The organism is Mucilaginibacter sp., assembly GCF_041663085.1.
GTDB lineage: Bacteria > Bacteroidota > Bacteroidia > Sphingobacteriales > Sphingobacteriaceae > Mucilaginibacter.
The window spans coordinates 1-16,368 of record NZ_JBAZRC010000111.1 but is presented as its reverse complement, the minus strand read 5'-3'; the positions used below and the strand labels follow the sequence as shown (position 1 = coordinate 16,368).

General features: G+C 43.8%; 12 protein-coding genes. 6 read left to right on the top strand and 6 right to left on the bottom strand.

Going from position 1 to position 16,368, the window contains the following annotated elements; all coding sequences use genetic code 11:
- Window positions 1-117: 117 nt before the first annotated feature.
- The 6 genes from WC615_RS17260 to WC615_RS17235 form a co-directional block, all read right to left on the bottom strand.
- Window positions 118-240, bottom strand: a complete 123-nt coding sequence (locus WC615_RS17260; protein ID WP_372979320.1) for a hypothetical protein — start codon at window positions 238-240, stop codon at window positions 118-120.
- A gap of 79 nt (window positions 241-319) precedes the next feature.
- Window positions 320-1,438, bottom strand: coding sequence for an efflux RND transporter periplasmic adaptor subunit (locus WC615_RS17255; protein WP_372979319.1), 1,119 nt, complete (start codon window positions 1,436-1,438; stop codon window positions 320-322).
- Between the two features lie 12 nt (window positions 1,439-1,450).
- The gene (locus WC615_RS17250; RefSeq protein ID WP_372979318.1) at window positions 1,451-4,729 is read right to left on the bottom strand and encodes an efflux RND transporter permease subunit; all 3,279 of its coding nucleotides are present in this window, start codon (window positions 4,727-4,729) and stop codon (window positions 1,451-1,453) included.
- A 33-nt stretch (window positions 4,730-4,762) separates the two neighbouring features.
- Complete coding sequence (locus tag WC615_RS17245) at window positions 4,763-6,151, bottom strand: TolC family protein (RefSeq protein ID WP_372979317.1); 1,389 nt, start codon at window positions 6,149-6,151, stop codon at window positions 4,763-4,765.
- 144 nt (window positions 6,152-6,295) lie between these two features.
- Window positions 6,296-7,579 carry a sensor histidine kinase gene (locus WC615_RS17240; protein ID WP_372979316.1) on the bottom strand — a complete coding sequence of 428 codons (1,284 nt, stop codon included), beginning with the start codon at window positions 7,577-7,579 and terminating at the stop codon, window positions 6,296-6,298.
- On the bottom strand, window positions 7,563-8,258 hold the full coding sequence (locus WC615_RS17235) for a response regulator transcription factor (RefSeq protein WP_372979315.1): 696 nt from the start codon (window positions 8,256-8,258) through the stop codon (window positions 7,563-7,565). Before WC615_RS17235 ends, WC615_RS17240 begins: the two co-directional genes overlap by 17 nt.
- A gap of 152 nt (window positions 8,259-8,410) precedes the next feature.
- On the opposite strand from WC615_RS17235, the gene WC615_RS17230 reads away from it, so the two are divergent.
- From WC615_RS17230 to WC615_RS17205, 6 genes are all read left to right on the top strand, one after another.
- Complete coding sequence (locus WC615_RS17230) at window positions 8,411-9,007, top strand: RNA polymerase sigma factor (protein ID WP_372979314.1); 597 nt, start codon at window positions 8,411-8,413, stop codon at window positions 9,005-9,007.
- A gap of 67 nt (window positions 9,008-9,074) precedes the next feature.
- Window positions 9,075-10,274 (top strand): FecR family protein, encoded by a 1,200-nt coding sequence (locus WC615_RS17225; protein ID WP_372979313.1) that lies wholly within the window; start codon window positions 9,075-9,077, stop codon window positions 10,272-10,274.
- A gap of 262 nt (window positions 10,275-10,536) precedes the next feature.
- Window positions 10,537-13,833 carry a TonB-dependent receptor gene (locus WC615_RS17220; protein ID WP_372979312.1) on the top strand — a complete coding sequence of 1,099 codons (3,297 nt, stop codon included), beginning with the start codon at window positions 10,537-10,539 and terminating at the stop codon, window positions 13,831-13,833.
- Window positions 13,834-13,851: 18 nt separating this feature from the next.
- Window positions 13,852-15,330 (top strand): RagB/SusD family nutrient uptake outer membrane protein, encoded by a 1,479-nt coding sequence (locus WC615_RS17215; RefSeq protein ID WP_372979311.1) that lies wholly within the window; start codon window positions 13,852-13,854, stop codon window positions 15,328-15,330.
- A 209-nt stretch (window positions 15,331-15,539) separates the two neighbouring features.
- On the top strand, window positions 15,540-15,779 hold the full coding sequence (locus WC615_RS17210) for a GDSL-type esterase/lipase family protein (protein WP_372979310.1): 240 nt from the start codon (window positions 15,540-15,542) through the stop codon (window positions 15,777-15,779).
- A 375-nt stretch (window positions 15,780-16,154) separates the two neighbouring features.
- Window positions 16,155-16,368 (top strand): hypothetical protein (locus tag WC615_RS17205; protein WP_372979309.1); only part of this gene is annotated, 214 nt, incomplete at its 3' end.

Here is a 16,368-nt window from a genome sequence, read left to right as displayed (position 1 = left end):
GTCATCGCACGTGAATATGGTTACCGGCAGATGTTGGGTTGGAAAATGCCACCAAACTAATCAGGGATGGGCAGCGGATAAAGGTGAACGGACGGATATATAGAAGTACTATAAATCTCAACCCATCACTTGCTTTTCTTTCTTGTTCCCTATATTCATTAGCACCACGGCAAGCAGTATCAATATAACGCCCAGCCATTGCAGTGCGCTTACAGGCTCTTTTAACAATATATTGGCCATTAATACCGAAACCGGGGTAAGTTTACCGCTTCATCCACCCGCAGGTATAAATACTACATTACTTCGTGTTACGGGCTATTTACTTCGCTTTTATTTTGGCGGTCAGTTTCTCGTTATTCCTTGTTTCCTCGGTAGCCTTCAGCAACAAAGTATCAGATACTTTCAACGATCCGAAAATCTCGGTTTTCCCATCCGTGTTGCGGCCGGTTTTTATCGGGATCCATTTAGATGAATCGCGGCTCAGTTTTATCACAAACGTTCCTTGTGTTGAGTTGAGGATAGCATCTGATGGTACAACAAAGTTGTGGATCTCATCGCTCAGCGGGATGTTCACTTCGGCAACCATACCGGGCAACAGGTTTTTCCCTGTATTCAGCACATCCATCTCGGTACGTTGCGCGCGCAGCCTGGTATCTAACGCACCCGCCAACCTGGCAACCTTGGCATTAAAAACCTGGTTAGGTAAAGATCGTACGGTGAAATTCACCACGCTTTTATTATTCATGTAGCCGGTATATGCTTCGGGTACGCTTACTACCAAACGCAGCTTATCCTGCTGTTGCAGGGTAAACAACGGCGCGTCAGATCCTTTACCCGATGGGCCAACATAAGCGCCCTGGCTTACATTACGTGCGGTAATAATGCCCGAAAACGGCGCCCTTATCTCCAGGTAATCGCTATTAGCGCCTACCTCTTTAAAAGCAGCCTGTGCCGATTGGAATTGCGCGTAATCGGCGTTCTTTTTGGCCAGTGCCTGGTCAAGGTCGTTTTGCGAAACGGTACCCGGCGTTTTGCTGGTTTCCAGTAAACGATCGTAGTTGGCTTTGCTGGCAATGTACAAGGCTTCCTGTGCCTTAAGGCGCGATTGCGCACCGTTCATCTGCGAACCAATCTCGGGTGCTTCCATACGGACTAAAAGCTGGCCCGCGTTGACTACGCTACCTACATCAACGTACATCTTTTTTACAAAACTATTCACCTTGGCATACAGATCTACCTGTTGGTAAGCCACCAGTTCGCCGGGGATAGTGATGTTTGATTGCATGGCGCTCTTACTTAACAGAACGGCATCTAATGCGCTATCGGCAGGTGCGGCAGTTTCAGCTGTGGCTTTAGCCTCCGGCGATTTACATCTTACCAGCATCAGGCTTGTTACCATTACTATGGCAGAAACAGAAAGGGCTTTACGGATATACATGGAATGATTATATTATGATTTATACTCAAGTTTAATAAAATGGATGCTTTCCTCGTCCTCAGGGTCGAGTGAAACACTTTGGATACTTGTTTTACCCTGCCCCCAGGCAAATACCAGCGGCAAAATAAACAATGCGGCAAATGTTGAGGCTATAAGCCCGCCAATTACGGCACGCCCAAGTGGTGACGACTGGTCACCGGCCTCACCAAGCCCGCTGGCCATCGGTATCATACCCACAACCATGGCCAAAGCGGTCATTACAATTGGCCTTAACCTTAATGAGGCAGCCTCGCGGGCAGATGCCATGGCATTGCCGTTAACACGGCGCAGCTCCTCGGCATTGGTAATCAATAGTACCGCATTGGATATAGATACCCCTACAGACATGATCATACCCATGTACGATTGCAGGTTAAGCGTTGAACCGGCCAGCATTAGCAATGATAACGAACCCAGCATAACCGCCGGCACAGTTGCCAGTACAATGCCCGATACTTTAAACGACTGGAAGTTTGCTGCCAGCATTAAAAATATAACGATGATGGCTACCCCGAGCCCGCTCTCCAGGCTATCCATTGTTTCTGTTAAGGTATCGCTTAAGCCTATGAGTTCAACATTTAATCCTCTTGGAAGCGTGCCTAATGATTTGATGGCCGCTTGCACATCTTTAGATGCCGAACCAAGGTCCTGATTATTAAGGTTGGCGGTTACAGATAGCATCGGCATAGCACCAAGGTTATCAGCTTCGCCATAAGTAGTACCCGGCTTAATATCGGCTATATCACCCAAAACAGGCCTCGATGAGTTTTTCAATACCGGGATCTCACTGAGTTCGGAGATACTGCTCATTTTGCTTTCGGGGATCTGTACCTGTACGCTATAGCTGTTATTGGTTTTATGATCTATCCAGATATTTTTATCGGTGTAACGCGATGACGATGTTGAAGCGATCAATGAACGGGAAATATCATTTATATCTACCCCTACCTGCGACGCCCTGGTGCGGTCTATATCAATATTGATGGCCGGATATTTGGTTGACTGCCCCAGTTGTATATCCCTCAGGTAGTTGATATGCCCAAGTTTGGCTATCAGTTTTTGTGCATAAGCCTCGCTCAGCTTTTTATCCCTGCCCGAGAAACGTACCTCGATAGGTGTTGGCGAGCCCTGGCTCAGTATCTTGTCAGTTAACTCAATAGGCTCGAATGATGATTTAACATCAGGCAGTTGCCTGGCGTATGCCGCCCTTATCTTTTCTTTAAGTTCATCAAGGTTGGTTTTAAAGCCCTCCCTAAAGGCTACCTGTATTACGGCCTCCTGCGGGCCTGCCATCCATAAATAAATAGGGCTTGTTGAGAAAAGGGAGGGGTGCGTACCTACGTATGCCGATGTGATGGAAACATTCTCGGGCCCAACCAGGCCTTTAATAATATTGATGGCTTTATAGGTGCGTGTTTCCGTTTGCTCTATACGGGTGCCCTCCGGCGCGCGCAAACGCACCTGGAACTGGCTGCCATTTACCTTTGGCAAAACATCGCGGCCAATGCTTTGCATTAAAATTGCTGCAAGGCCGCAAATAACAACGATGTAGCCTAATACAATAACCTTGCGGTAAGGCATCATCCTGTCAAGAAACCTCAGGTAACGCATACGCATACGCTCAAAAGCGCCAACTTTGCCGTTGTGGTTGCGGTCGGCAGTTGCGGCGGCTACTTCTTTTTGGTGTAACTGGGATGGCCTGTCGTCACCTTCAAGGCCCGATAGTTCAAACTCTTCATTATCGGTTAACTGATGGCCATCTTTGGCGTGATGATGTTTCACCTTCATTATCCAGTTAGCCATTATCGGCACAAAGGTTTGCGCCAGGAAGTATGACACGATCATGCTGAAACCAATAGCCAGTGCCAGCGGTAAAAATAATGAGCCCGGGATGCCGCCCATAGTAAATGCCGGTGCAAAAACCGCCAGTATACAAAACAATATCAGCAATTTAGGGAAGGCTATCTCCTTACAGGCATCCCATATAGCAAGCGCCTTGGGCTTACCCATATCCAAATGCTGGTGTATGTTCTCGATGGTTACCGTACTTTCATCTACCAGGATGCCGATGGCCAAAGCAAGGCCGCTCAACGTCATGATGTTGATGGTTTGTCCAAACAGATTCAGGAACAAAACACCCGATATAATAGATGTAGGGATGGTTAATATAACGATCAGGGCGCCACGTGCATCGCCCAAGAAAAGCAACACCATTAACCCTGTTAATATAGCGCCAATAGCACCTTCGGTAATTAAACTCTTTACCGAGTTCATTACGTAAACTGATTGGTCAAACTCGTAGCTTACCTTCACATCTGCCGGCAACTGGCTTTGTATTTTGGGGATAGATGCCTTTAGGTTTTGTACAACTTCCCAGGTAGATGCATCGGCGCTTTTAGCAACGCTTAAGTAAACCGAACGTTTGCCGTTAACCAGGGCGTAACCTGCGGTGATGTCGGCCCCGTCAGATACGGTTGCCACATCCCTTAAGTATAAGCTCTGTACACCACCTTTAAATAAGGGGATGTTCTCAAAATCTTTTACAGAATTAATGGTGGTATTTGTTGGTGTGATGTAGTTCTTATCACCAATACGCACATTGCCCGATGGTGTTGTTTGGTTGTTTACACGTAACGCCTCTACCAACTGGTCGGGCGTCATGTTATGTGAACGCAGCAGTTCGGGGTCGGCTTTAATAACTACCGTACGGATGTTACCACCAAACGGCGGCGGTGCTACTAAACCGTGTATGGAGGTAAATGACGAACGTACATACACGTTTGCCAGATCGGCTAACTCGTTATTACTACGGGTTGCACTGCTTAAAACCAGCTGACCAACCGGTAGCGTAGAAGCATCAAACCTGATAATGAACGGCGGGTTAGAGCCAGGAGGGAACACCGCCTGGATGCGGTTTGTAAAAGAGGCCAGCTCGCCCGCGGCCTGCGCCATGTTGGTACCCGGGTAAAAGTTCAGCTTCATTAAAGTAAGCCCCTGGATGTTTTTGGTTTCGATACTTTTTAACCCGTTGGTGTACAAAAGGATGTTTACGTATTGCTTGGCAAAAAACGATTCCATTTGCTCTGGCGTGTAACCGGTAAAAGGGTGCGATATATAGATCACCGGCATATCCAGCTTAGGGAATATATCTACTTTGATGGCCGTGATCGATTTTATCCCAAAGAAGAATAAACCGGCCACAATTACCATAATGGTGATGGGCTTACGTAATGCAAAACGGATCAAGTTCATGTATATATGTATTTCGAAGAAAAATTCAATTCATTAAAGCGCACTATCAAAAAGGTTAAAATCGCCTTTGGCAGCAGCTTTTAGTAGCAGCGCCTGCCATACATTAGTATAAGCAATATCCCTGTCGGTTTCGGCACGGATCAAAGCATATTGTGCTTGCGTAACATCAACCAAATTAGTTAATCCGTTTTTATACAGTACCGATTTTTGCAGGTATGCCTGCGATGCAGCTTTTACCTGTATAGGCGCTTCGCGGTAATTGTTAAGTGCGTTTACCGTTTTGGTATCTGCCAGTGAAAATTGGGTTTTTATTTGCTGGTTGGCCAGTTCATATTCATCTGTCAGCGCCTCGCTCACATACCTTTGCGTTTTTACTGCTTTTGCTGTACGGAAAGGCTGCGCCAGGTTCCAGCTAACGCCTATGCCTATCAGGTAATTGCTACGGGTTGGCTTGGTACCGTCCCAATAGTTATCGGTGTAGGCGTTTTGGTTTGTAGAATATTCATTACTAAAGCCCGAACCACGTGTTTGCAGGATACCCACAAATGAGAAGCTTGGATAGTTAAACTTTTTCAGGTATTTGATCTGCTCGTTATTAACATCAATACGCGATTTGTAATAGGCAAGCGTTGGGTGCTTGCTAACAGCCGAGTCTATAGGCTCTTCAATATTTTTTGGCAGATGCGATACAAATACGGTATCTAAAGCAAACTGCGTTGGTGCTACCCCCATCAGCTGCGATAGCCGGTTGCTTTGCTCCTGCTCCTGGTCTATAGCGCGGGTAAGGATGATACGGGCGCTAGATACCTCGGCACCCGCCTGCGAAGAATCTACCCCGGCAATAAGGCCATTGAAAGCACGCGTTTTAACAATGCGTTTAAAGGTATCGGCACGTGCCAGATTTTTACGGTACGAGTCGGTAAGTTTTTGCGCTGCCAGCAGGTTAAGGTAAGCGGCTGCCACTTTCACCTTATGGTTAAAAAGTTCCTGTTGAAGGTCGTTTTGGTCTCTTAAAGCAACCTTTTGGGCCGTTTTTATCCGTTCTTTTATCCTGCCAAAGGTGAAAAACTCCCAGTTAAGGTTGGCCAGGTATAATGAGCCGAAAGCGGCGTTCCAGTTTTGGTTGGGCAATGGTATTCCTGATGATGCTACACCTAATCCGCCGAAACCATAAAGCGGACCATTTTGGCCGTTCACTGTTCCGTAATCCTGCTGGGCGCTTAAATTTAAGTTGGGCAAATAATCGGCCTTGGTTTGGCCAATTGCCGCCTTTGATGCCAATGCGTAGTTTGTTTTGGCTTTTATAGCAGGGTAATTATTTACTGCCGTTTCTATAGCTTGTTTAAGTGTAAGGGGCTGTTGTGCAACTGCTAATATCGAATTAAAAAGAAGTAAAAAACACGCGGAGATAGCTTTTTTCACGGGGTTGAGTATCTTAGTTAAACCAATAATTACCGGGCCGGTAATTATTTTGTAAAACAACCCATCAAATTTGAAGCAATTTTGAAGTAAAGCCCCAATTTGTTGCCGATTTGTAAAGTTAATGTAATAAAAGGTGCAAATTTGTTAAACTTTTGCAAGGAAGGCGGCACCATCAGCTACGGTCGTTCCATTAAAACCAACCCTAAGTGAATGAATACCATCGTGATATGTATATCGTACATTAAATTTATTCAATTCGCAGATCTGCTTTACAATAGCCAACCCCAAACCAATGCTTTCACCACACTGATCGCTTTTCTTGAACCGCTCAAATAGCTCCTCGGTAGGGATAACCGGCGCCGCGCCGGTGTTTTCTATCACAAAGGCTTCGTGGTTTGCCTTAATATTGATGATACCGTTCTTAACATTATGCCTTATAGCGTTACCAAGTAAGTTATCAAAAAGCAGATCGGCCAGCGCCGGATGCATTTTTAATGAGATATCATCACTTATATGTGTAGTAAGCGTTAGCGCCTTCATCTGTATGCGGTCTTCATAAAACCCCAGGATAGATTTGATATGTTTGGCAAATGATATGTTTTCGGTAGCCTCATACTCTTGGTTCTCCAGCTTGGTGAGCAGTAATAATGATTGATTTATACGTGCCATTTTCTCAATGGCGTGTTGCATCTCTCCTATTAATATGGCCTGGTTGCCTTGTATGTTGGTATCAGCCAAAAGTTCCAGTTTACTTCTAAGTACCGATAAGGGGGTTTGTAGCTCATGCGATGCGTTTTCGCTAAACTCCTTTACCAGGCCATACTCGGTGATGGCCATATCGGTCATTTTTTTTAGCAGCAGGTTTAGTTCCTTAAACTCCCTGGTGTTGCTTTCGGCAAGTACCAGCGGTTGCTTTTTCCGCAGGTTAAACTTTTGCATCTGCGCAAGTGATTGGTTAAACGGCGACAAAATATTGCGCGACAGCATCCTTGCAGCTATAAGAACGAACACTATCATCAATAATGATTTTATCAAGGATACCGGCAGCATCCCCCGTAAGATCTGGCTGGATTGTGTTACGTAATTGTAAGACGATATTTTATAGTTAACGCCTTTAATAGCATAAAAAGAGCTTACCGTAATGCGGCAATCGCCCTGGTCGTAATTTTGCTTTTCGGTAAGTGTTTTCTCCTTTGGCAACTCACCGGGAAAAGTATTGATAGATATTGGCCGACCCTGCGAGTACTTATCTGGACTGATGCCTGATTTTAATTGCAGTGCAACTTCGTTGTTTACTTTTGTTAAACGCTCAATTTCAACACCATCAATTCTTTGTTTAATACTGTAATGTGTACTGTAAATACTTATTGGGGTTACAATAAAAAATATCAGCAAAAAACACAGCGTAAACTTATCTACCAGTTTCATATTTATGCGTGTTAAATTTATAGCCCAGGCCATATACCGTATCAATATAGTCTTTGCCTTTTGCCTGGTTTATTTTTTTACGGATGTTCTTCACATGCTGATACACAAAATCAACATTGCTGAGGTTGTCTGTGTAATCGCCCCACAAATGCGTAGCAATTGCCTGGCGCGATAACAACCGGTTTTTGTTTACCAAAAAGTATAACAGCAGCTCTACCTCTTTGCGGGTCACATCAAGGTGTTTATTATTAATTGTCACCTCGAATGTATTGGCGTTAAGGCTTATCTCGTTAAAAACAACCATATGGCTGCCGTCCAGATCCTTCCGGCGATGGATGGCACGCAAACGCGCGTTTAATTCGGGCAGGTGGAAAGGTTTGGTTATATAATCGTCAGCACCCTCTTCCAATCCGCGTATCTTATCGTCCATAGCGCCTTTTGCCGATACAATGAGTATTGAACCGGAGATATGCTTTTCTTTTATAAAATTCAGCAGATCGAGGCCGCTGCCATCGGGCAGCATAATATCTAAAATAATGCAGTCGTAAGCATAAAAAAGCAGCTTTTCTTTGGCCTCATGCAGGTTAAAGGCCTGCTCGCAAACATAACTCTCGCGCGAGAGATACTCATGTACACTACTGGCCAGGGCCCGGTTATCTTCTATGATGAGTATTTTCATTAGCTCTGTTGCTTACCGCCTCAAAATTACTAAGGTACACGTTAATATTGAAGCAATTTTGAAGATGCCATGCTTGCTGTTACCGTACTTCGTTTCTTTACTTTAATTTATGATGTTTTTTTTGTTAAGTTTATCTCAATAATAACAGGTAAATGGGTGCGGATATAAACGAAGAAGAAGGCTTACTTAAACTCTTAAAAAGTGGAAGTGAAGCAGCATTTACCCGCCTTTACCAACTTTACGTGCGCCAGTTGTATGCAAAAACACTAAAGATGGTGCACGATAAAGATATCACACAGGAAATTATCCAGGACATATTCCTGAAGATCTGGGAAAGAAGGTCGCAGATCGATCCCGAAAAATCATTCAAGGCTTACTTGTATACTATTGGTGCTAACCTTGTATATGACCATTTCAGAAAACTGGCTAAAGACGCTGCCATGCAAAACAACTTGCTTTCGGCAGCCGAGCAAGATTATACCTGCCAGGAAGATAAAGTTATTAGCCAGGAACAACTTGCTTTGATACAAGATGCAATTGAGCAGCTTTCGCCACAACGCAAAAGGGTTTATATGATGTGCAAACTGGATGGAAAAACGTATGCCGAAGTTAGCCGGGAGTTAAATATATCCCTTTCTACTATTCAAGATCACATGGTAAAGGCAAATATCGTGTTAAAGAATTACCTAAAAAACCACCCTGATATGGCCATTTATGCGGTAACGCTTAGTATTATAGCCTCGCTGTAAAATATTTTTCATTTAGCAGCCCACATAAATTTTGCCTGCAGCGTATTAGTAATAAACGCAGCCAAAATTGAACCCTTCCCTACAGCTTAAAGTACTGATAAAAAAGTACATTAAAAATGAATGTACACCGCAAGAGGTACAAACGCTTCTTAATGCATTTAACATTCCCGGCAATGAAGCCCTGCTGAAGACGTTGTTGACCGAACAATACCATAATTTAGAAATAACCGACGATTTATCACCCGAAGAAGAACTTATATTTGAGCAAATCCATCATAAACTCCTCAGCCGCATCAAGCAGGGTGGTGAAGCACCAAAAATAAGATGGCTGAACTGGCGGACCGCAGCTGCTGCAATAATTATCATAGCAGCAGGCGCAGGTACTATTTTTTCCCTGAAACTCCCGCAGCGGTTGGCTCCTGCTAACGGTATTGTAAAAACTACAAAACCCGACATTCTCCCTGGAAGCAGCAAAGCCATACTTACGCTGGCAAATGGCAAAAAAATGATATTGAGTAGTACTCCAAATGGGATTATTGCAAGGCAGGGTAATACCGTAATACATAAGGATGCGGGCGGTACTTTAATAAACATTACCGATACTCATGCACAGGGCAATAATTTAAATGCATACAATATAGTGGAAACCCCTATTGGCGGGGAGTACAGCGTTACCTTGGCAGATGGCACCAAAGTATGGATGAATGCCACTTCTTCATTAAAATATCCGGTGCAATTTAGCGGTAACGAACGTGTGGTAGAACTTACCGGGGAGGCTTATTTTGAAGTAGCTAAAGATGCTGCAAAGCCATTCAGGGTGAAAACTTCGGGGCAAACAATTGAGGTACTGGGCACCCATTTTAACATCAATGCTTATGAAAATGAAGGTGTAATGAAAACCACCTTGTTAGAAGGGCGTGTAAAGGTTTTAAATAAAACAGGCGTACAGTTTTTAAGTCCCGGCCAGCAGTCGGTAATGAATTTTGGTGGCGATGGGCGCATCAAAGTTTTAACTGATATGGATACGGACGAAGTAGTATCATGGAAAGAGGGCTATTTTCAGTTTAACCAGGCAGATATTCATACAGTTATGCGGCAATTATCCCGCTGGTATGATATTAAAGTAAGTTACAGCCCACAGTTAACATCAAAAGAGTTCCAGGGTGCTATACAGCGCGATCTTAAGTTTTCGCAGGTGTTGCGCATCCTTGGCAAAACCAAGTTACACTTTACTGTTAAGGGAAAGGAGGTTATGGTTATGGACTAATTATACATTCTTAACCATATCCTTTTTCAAAAAAAATGCCGAAGGTGGGCAAACACCTCCGGCTATGGCAAAGAGGATAATACAACTTGTTTCAATCATCTTATTTCTCATTACCAATTATTCAAATATAATGAATTTTATTATTTGCAGCATTTGCTGTGCTATGCCTTCCTGTGAACAGGATTTAGCTAAGCCGCAAAAGAAGAACCACCCATTTTGGCGAATTATGAGGTTGACTATTATTTTACTTATCGTAGCATTTATGCATGTTCATGCAAGTAGTTTTTCCCAAACGGTAACCTACTCTGGCAAAGATGTAGCTTTAGAAAAAGTGCTTAAATCAATCAGAAAACAAACAGGCTATGTGTTTTTTTATGATTATTCTATCCTTAAAAATTCAAAACCTGTAAGCCTTGATATTAAAAATGCCAGTATACAACAAGCCCTTAGCGAGTGCCTGAACGGGCAACAGTTAGATTACGCTATTGAGGACAAAACGGTAGTAATATCTTCCGTTACCAGCGGCATGGCAAAAGTACAGCCGCCTGCCCGCATTAGCGGGAAGATTACCGATAACAACGGCCAACCACTACCCGGTGCAACTATCAGCATAAAAGGGAAAGCAGGCGTAGCACTTACCGGTGCCGATGGCAGTTTTGCTATAGATGTACAACCCGGCGATGTACTTAACATTTCTTATATAGGTATGGAGCCTAAACAGGTGGTTATTGGCAACCCGCCGGCTGCTAACCTAACCATTGTTTTAAACCCGGCTACAGGCAAACTTAGCGAGGTAGTAGTAGTAGGTTATGGCACTCAAACCCGTAAGGATTTGAGTACAGCCGTTGCAACAGTAGGCGCTAAAGCGCTTGGCAGGCAGGTTGTAAGCAGCTTTGAAAATGCCTTGCAGGGGCAGGCAGCGGGTGTGCAGGTTAATAACCCAACGGGGCAGCCTGGGTCGGCAATTAATATCAGCATAAGGGGTAAAAACTCGTTAAGTTTAAGCACCTCCCCGCTTTACGTGATAGATGGCGTACCCGTGCAACCGGGTTATGACCAGGAACTCGGCATTGGCAACCAGCGCCCAAATCCTTTAAGTACGCTCAATACAAGCGATATCGAATCAATTGATGTATTGAAGGATGGTGCCGCGGCGGCTATTTATGGTTCGCGCGCATCTAACGGTGTTGTGGTTGTTACCACCAAAAGAGGTAAAGTAGGCAAGCCCCAGGTAAATTTCAACATGTACATAGGCCAGCAAAAGGTTGTTAAAAAATTAAAGGTACTTAATGGTAAGCAGTTTGCCGATGTATTTAATCAAGCGCTGGTGAATGCCGGTGAAGACCCCGCCTACGATGTAGATACAGTAACAACTAATACTAACTGGCAGGACTTATTGTACAAAAATGCCCCGGTTAGAAATTATCAATTGAGCATACAAGGAGGAACAGACAAGTCGAAATATTATATATCAGGCGCTTATTTTGATCAGGACGGTATTATTCGTAACTCCGGGTTTAAACGTTATTCTGCCAAAATAAACTTCGATCAGCAGGTAACAGACCAGTTTAAGATAGGTACAAGCCTTAACCTGGCAAACACCATTAATAACCGTAGCACCCGTAGCGAAATGGCACTGAGCAACTCGGGCGTTGTGCTTGGCGCCTTAGAGCAGATTCCAACCATACCCATATACAATGCCGATGGCACTTATGCGCTTAACCCGTTTTCGCAATCTGATAACCCGTTTGGTGATAACGAAACCACGCATAATACGGTAAATCTTAGCCAGCTATTTGGCAATTTATACGGCGAATATGCTATAATGAAAAACCTGAACTTCCGTTCCTCACTGGGGATAGATTACCGGTCGCAGTTTGAAAACCAGTTTATAGCACGCGAAAACCCCGGTTTTCAGAATGCATCATCTGCAAGCAGGGGCAGCGCCGCCGCCGGCACCAACACAGGCACCATTTGGTTATGGGAAAACACGCTTACCTATAACAAGCAAATTAAAGATCATAACCTAACGTTGCTTGCGGGCCAGTCAATACAAAACTCTCAATTGTTTACTTCAAGTGCATCGGGCTATGGTTTTCCTTCAAACGCTGTTCCTTATTTGTATGCAGCAAGCATTAAACAAGCTATATCCAGCTATGAAGAGCAATGGGGTTTAGTTAGTTACTTTTTAAGGGGTAATTATAATTATAAAGATAAGTATTATGCATCTGCAAGTATCCGTGCCGATGGGTCGAGCAGGTTTGCTGCTAACCACAGGTATGGTTATTTCCCTGCGGCCTCTGTTGCCTGGCGCATATCTGAGGAGCCGTTTTTTAACAAAAATGGCATCGTTAACGAATTTAAGCTGAGAGGAAGTTTTGGAGCTAATGGCAACCAGAATGTAGGCGTTAACGACAGGCTAAGCACTTTTGGCACAGGCTACAACTACAGTAATTATAATGGCGACGGATCTGTTGCCGGAGGGATTGCTGCCCAACGAATTGGTAATGATAACCTTAAATGGGAAACAACCTACCAGTACGATGCAGGCTTTGACCTTGACCTGTTTAACAACAGGGTAAACATAACCGCTGATGTATACCTGAAAAAAACAAAAGACTTATTGACAGAAGTGCCTTTAGCCGTTAGCGCAGGTTCTGAGGTTTCAACCATCGTTCAAAACCTGGGCCAGGTACAAAACAAAGGGTTTGAGCTGGGTATTAACACCGTTAACATCCGCAGTGCAGATGGCTTTACCTGGAACACGCAATTCAACTTTACCTTAAATCGTAACAAGATCATCGATATTGGTAAGCTGATAGATGAAACCGGCAAACTGGTAGACAGGAAAATTATTGAAGATTATTCGATAAGCGAAAAGGGACAACCGCTTGGTGCTTTTTATGGTTATGTTGTAAAAGGCATTTTCCAAACACAGGCAGAAATAAATGCCGCCCCTGCGCAACCTAATGCATCGCCAGGCGATTACCGCTTTGAGGATGTAAATGGCGACAATGTAATTGATGCTGCCGATCGTAAAGTGATAGGTAACCCCAACCCAAGCTTTATCAGCGGCATTACAAACACATTCAGCTATAAGGGAGTGGATCTAAGTTTCTTCTTCCAGGGAAGTTTTGGTAATAAGATATTTAACCAAAACCGTACCCTGCTGGAGAACATGATAGACCCCTTTAACCAATCTGTTGATGTGCTAAATAGCTGGACACACGCGGGCCAACAAACCGACATGGCCCGCCAGGTATATGCCGACCCTAATAACAACCACGTTTTCTCTACCCGTTACCTGGAAAGCGGCACTTATGTAAGGCTAAAAAACCTTACTGTTGGTTATACCTTCCCGGTGGGTGCCCTCAAAAAAATAGGGGTATCATCATTAAGAATATATGCCACAGGGCAAAACATCCTAACGTTCACCAATTACAAAGGGTATGACCCGGAAGTAAACGCCGACCCATTATCAAATACCGGTTTTGGAAGAGATTATGGCGTTTACCCCCCGGCAAAAACTTATACACTTGGTGTTAATGTACAGTTTTAACCTATTATACAGCTTAACATGAAATCACATAAACTTCATATATATACCTTGCTTATACTGGTAGGGATATTTTTTGCGGCTTGTAAAAAAGTTTTGGAAAAACCACCACTTACTTCTATTACAGCGGCCAATTACTTTCAATCAGGCGATGATGCCGAGTCGGCAATTACCGGCTGTTACGACGCCTTGCAGGATGATGGCTATTACGGATCGGTATTAAACATATTGGGCGAGATGCCATCTGATGATGTAACTTCAGAAAATACAGATGTTTTTACGCTTCAGAAAATTCAATGGACAGCCATTACAGACCAGCCGGGCAGGCTTTACCTTAACGCTTTTAAAGGTATAAACCGCGCAAATACAGTACTAAAATATGTACCCGGCATTACCAAAGGCTTAACAGAGCAACGCAAGAACCAGATATTAGGCGAAGCCCATTTTTTGCGTGCGTTGCATTATTTTAACCTTGTAAAATGTTTTGGCGGCGTACCCCTGCGCCTTGATCCCAGCGAAAAAGAAAGCCAATCGGCTAAAGCCCGAGCAACCGAATCGGAGGTTTACAGCCAGATTGAAAGTGACCTTACCGCAGCAGAAAGCGTACTGCCCGAAAGCTTTGGAGGCCAAATAATAGACAGGGCCCGCGCAACCAAAGGTGCGGCCAACGCATTGCAGGCAAAGGTTTTTTTGTATGAACGCAAATGGCAGGATTGCCTTACTGCGGCAACAAAGGTTATTGCTAATACCAACTATGGCACAGGCCTTACAACACCTTACCAGGACCTGCTGGCTTTTAAAAACAAGCAGGAATCTATACTAGAAGTGCAGTTTGCAGGTACTGATGATGGCGGCTTTAGCCTGCCCGACCTGATATTGCCTTCGCCACCGGCATCATATTCTTTTCCAAAGTATAATATCCCAACGGATAACCTGATAGCACAGGCTGATATGGTGAACGATGAACGCTGGAAAAAACGCGGTGAAGTAGACGGCGGTACAGATTATACCAGTGTTATCCTGGGAAGCGGTACCGGCAATGATGGCGGTTGGTTTATTTACAAGTGGAAAAACACCAACTTTTTTTCAAGTAAGGATAATTATCCGCTGCTTACGCTTAACGATGTCTATTTGATGTATGCTGAGGCATCAAATGAACAAAACGGTCCTAACGCTGACGCCTTAGATAAGCTTAATGCCATCCGTTTACGCGCAAAAATAGGTATTAAGTTATTGACTGAACTGCCAACAAAAAAACTATTCAGGGACGAAGTAGACTTGCAGCGCAGGCTTGAGCTTGCCTTTCAGGGCGATAGATGGTTTGACCTGGTACGATACAGCAGGCAAACACAAGCAGATGCATCTGCAGTGCACACCACTGATGCTCTTTCTGTTATTGCTGGCAAAAGAGGTACTGCCAACGCTAACTATTTACTTTTCCCTATTCCTTTAAATGAGTTGAATACCAACCCGCTTATTAAACAAAACCCCGGTTTTTAATACAGCGTTAAAAACTACTAAAAAACTGTTGCCCATGCTATTATCATAGCATGGGCAAATCAGGCGGCGTATGCTCAAATTGCAACAGATAGCGTAGCATCTGCTAAGGCACAAAAGCTTACCGTTAAAACGGCAGAAGCGTCCGAACAGAGTGATTGGGCGGGGTTGGCATATTATGCTGTGGCTAACAAAAAGGCTAATGGGAGTATTTGAAAAAAAACAGGGTAGTGTTTATGGGTAATTCAATTACCGAGTTATGGGCGCAGATGCACCCTGCTTTTTTCAAGCATCATAAAAACTATATTGACCGGGGCATCAGCGGGAAAACCACATCGCAAATGCTCATCAGGTTTAGGCAGGATGTGATAAACCTGAAGCCCGCTGTTGTAATTATCCTTGCCGGCACAAATGATATTGCGGGTAATGGCGGCCCTATAAGCAACCAGTAAATATTCAATAATTTACTGGGTATGTATGAACTTTGCTTGTATTATTTAAAATAAACGGCAATTGTAAAGCCAATAGCAAGCGCCACTAATATCATTAGGCATTAAATTGCCTTAGGTGATGGTCGGCATGTTTATATGCTAATTGCCCAATTGGCTCGGTTATAAGTTTCGCAAAAAAAATGTATAAAATTAAGGGAGTGGTAAACCCATAAACACATGTCTTATTGCGTCGTATTAACCAACAATTTAAAATATCAGCCATATTATTACGCCTATGTATGAAGTGGAATTGCTATATTTAACCGGCGGTTTATTGTGGGTGATAAGTGAGTAACCACCACATACATTAGTTCCTGTTTAATTTAGCCGAAAACCATGCCTTATCACACTCCTATAAAATGGTTTATGAAGCACTGCTGCTGGCTGCTGCTGGTTTTTTCTATTCCCGGTTACGCTCAAATAGCAAAAGTAAACGAGTTATTAGGCCGGCTTAAAAAACCAATTGCCGATACTACCCGCCTAAGATTGCTTGGCAAACTTACTGAAGCCTACAAAACCGTAGATCCTGAGAAAAAATTCTACTACTCTG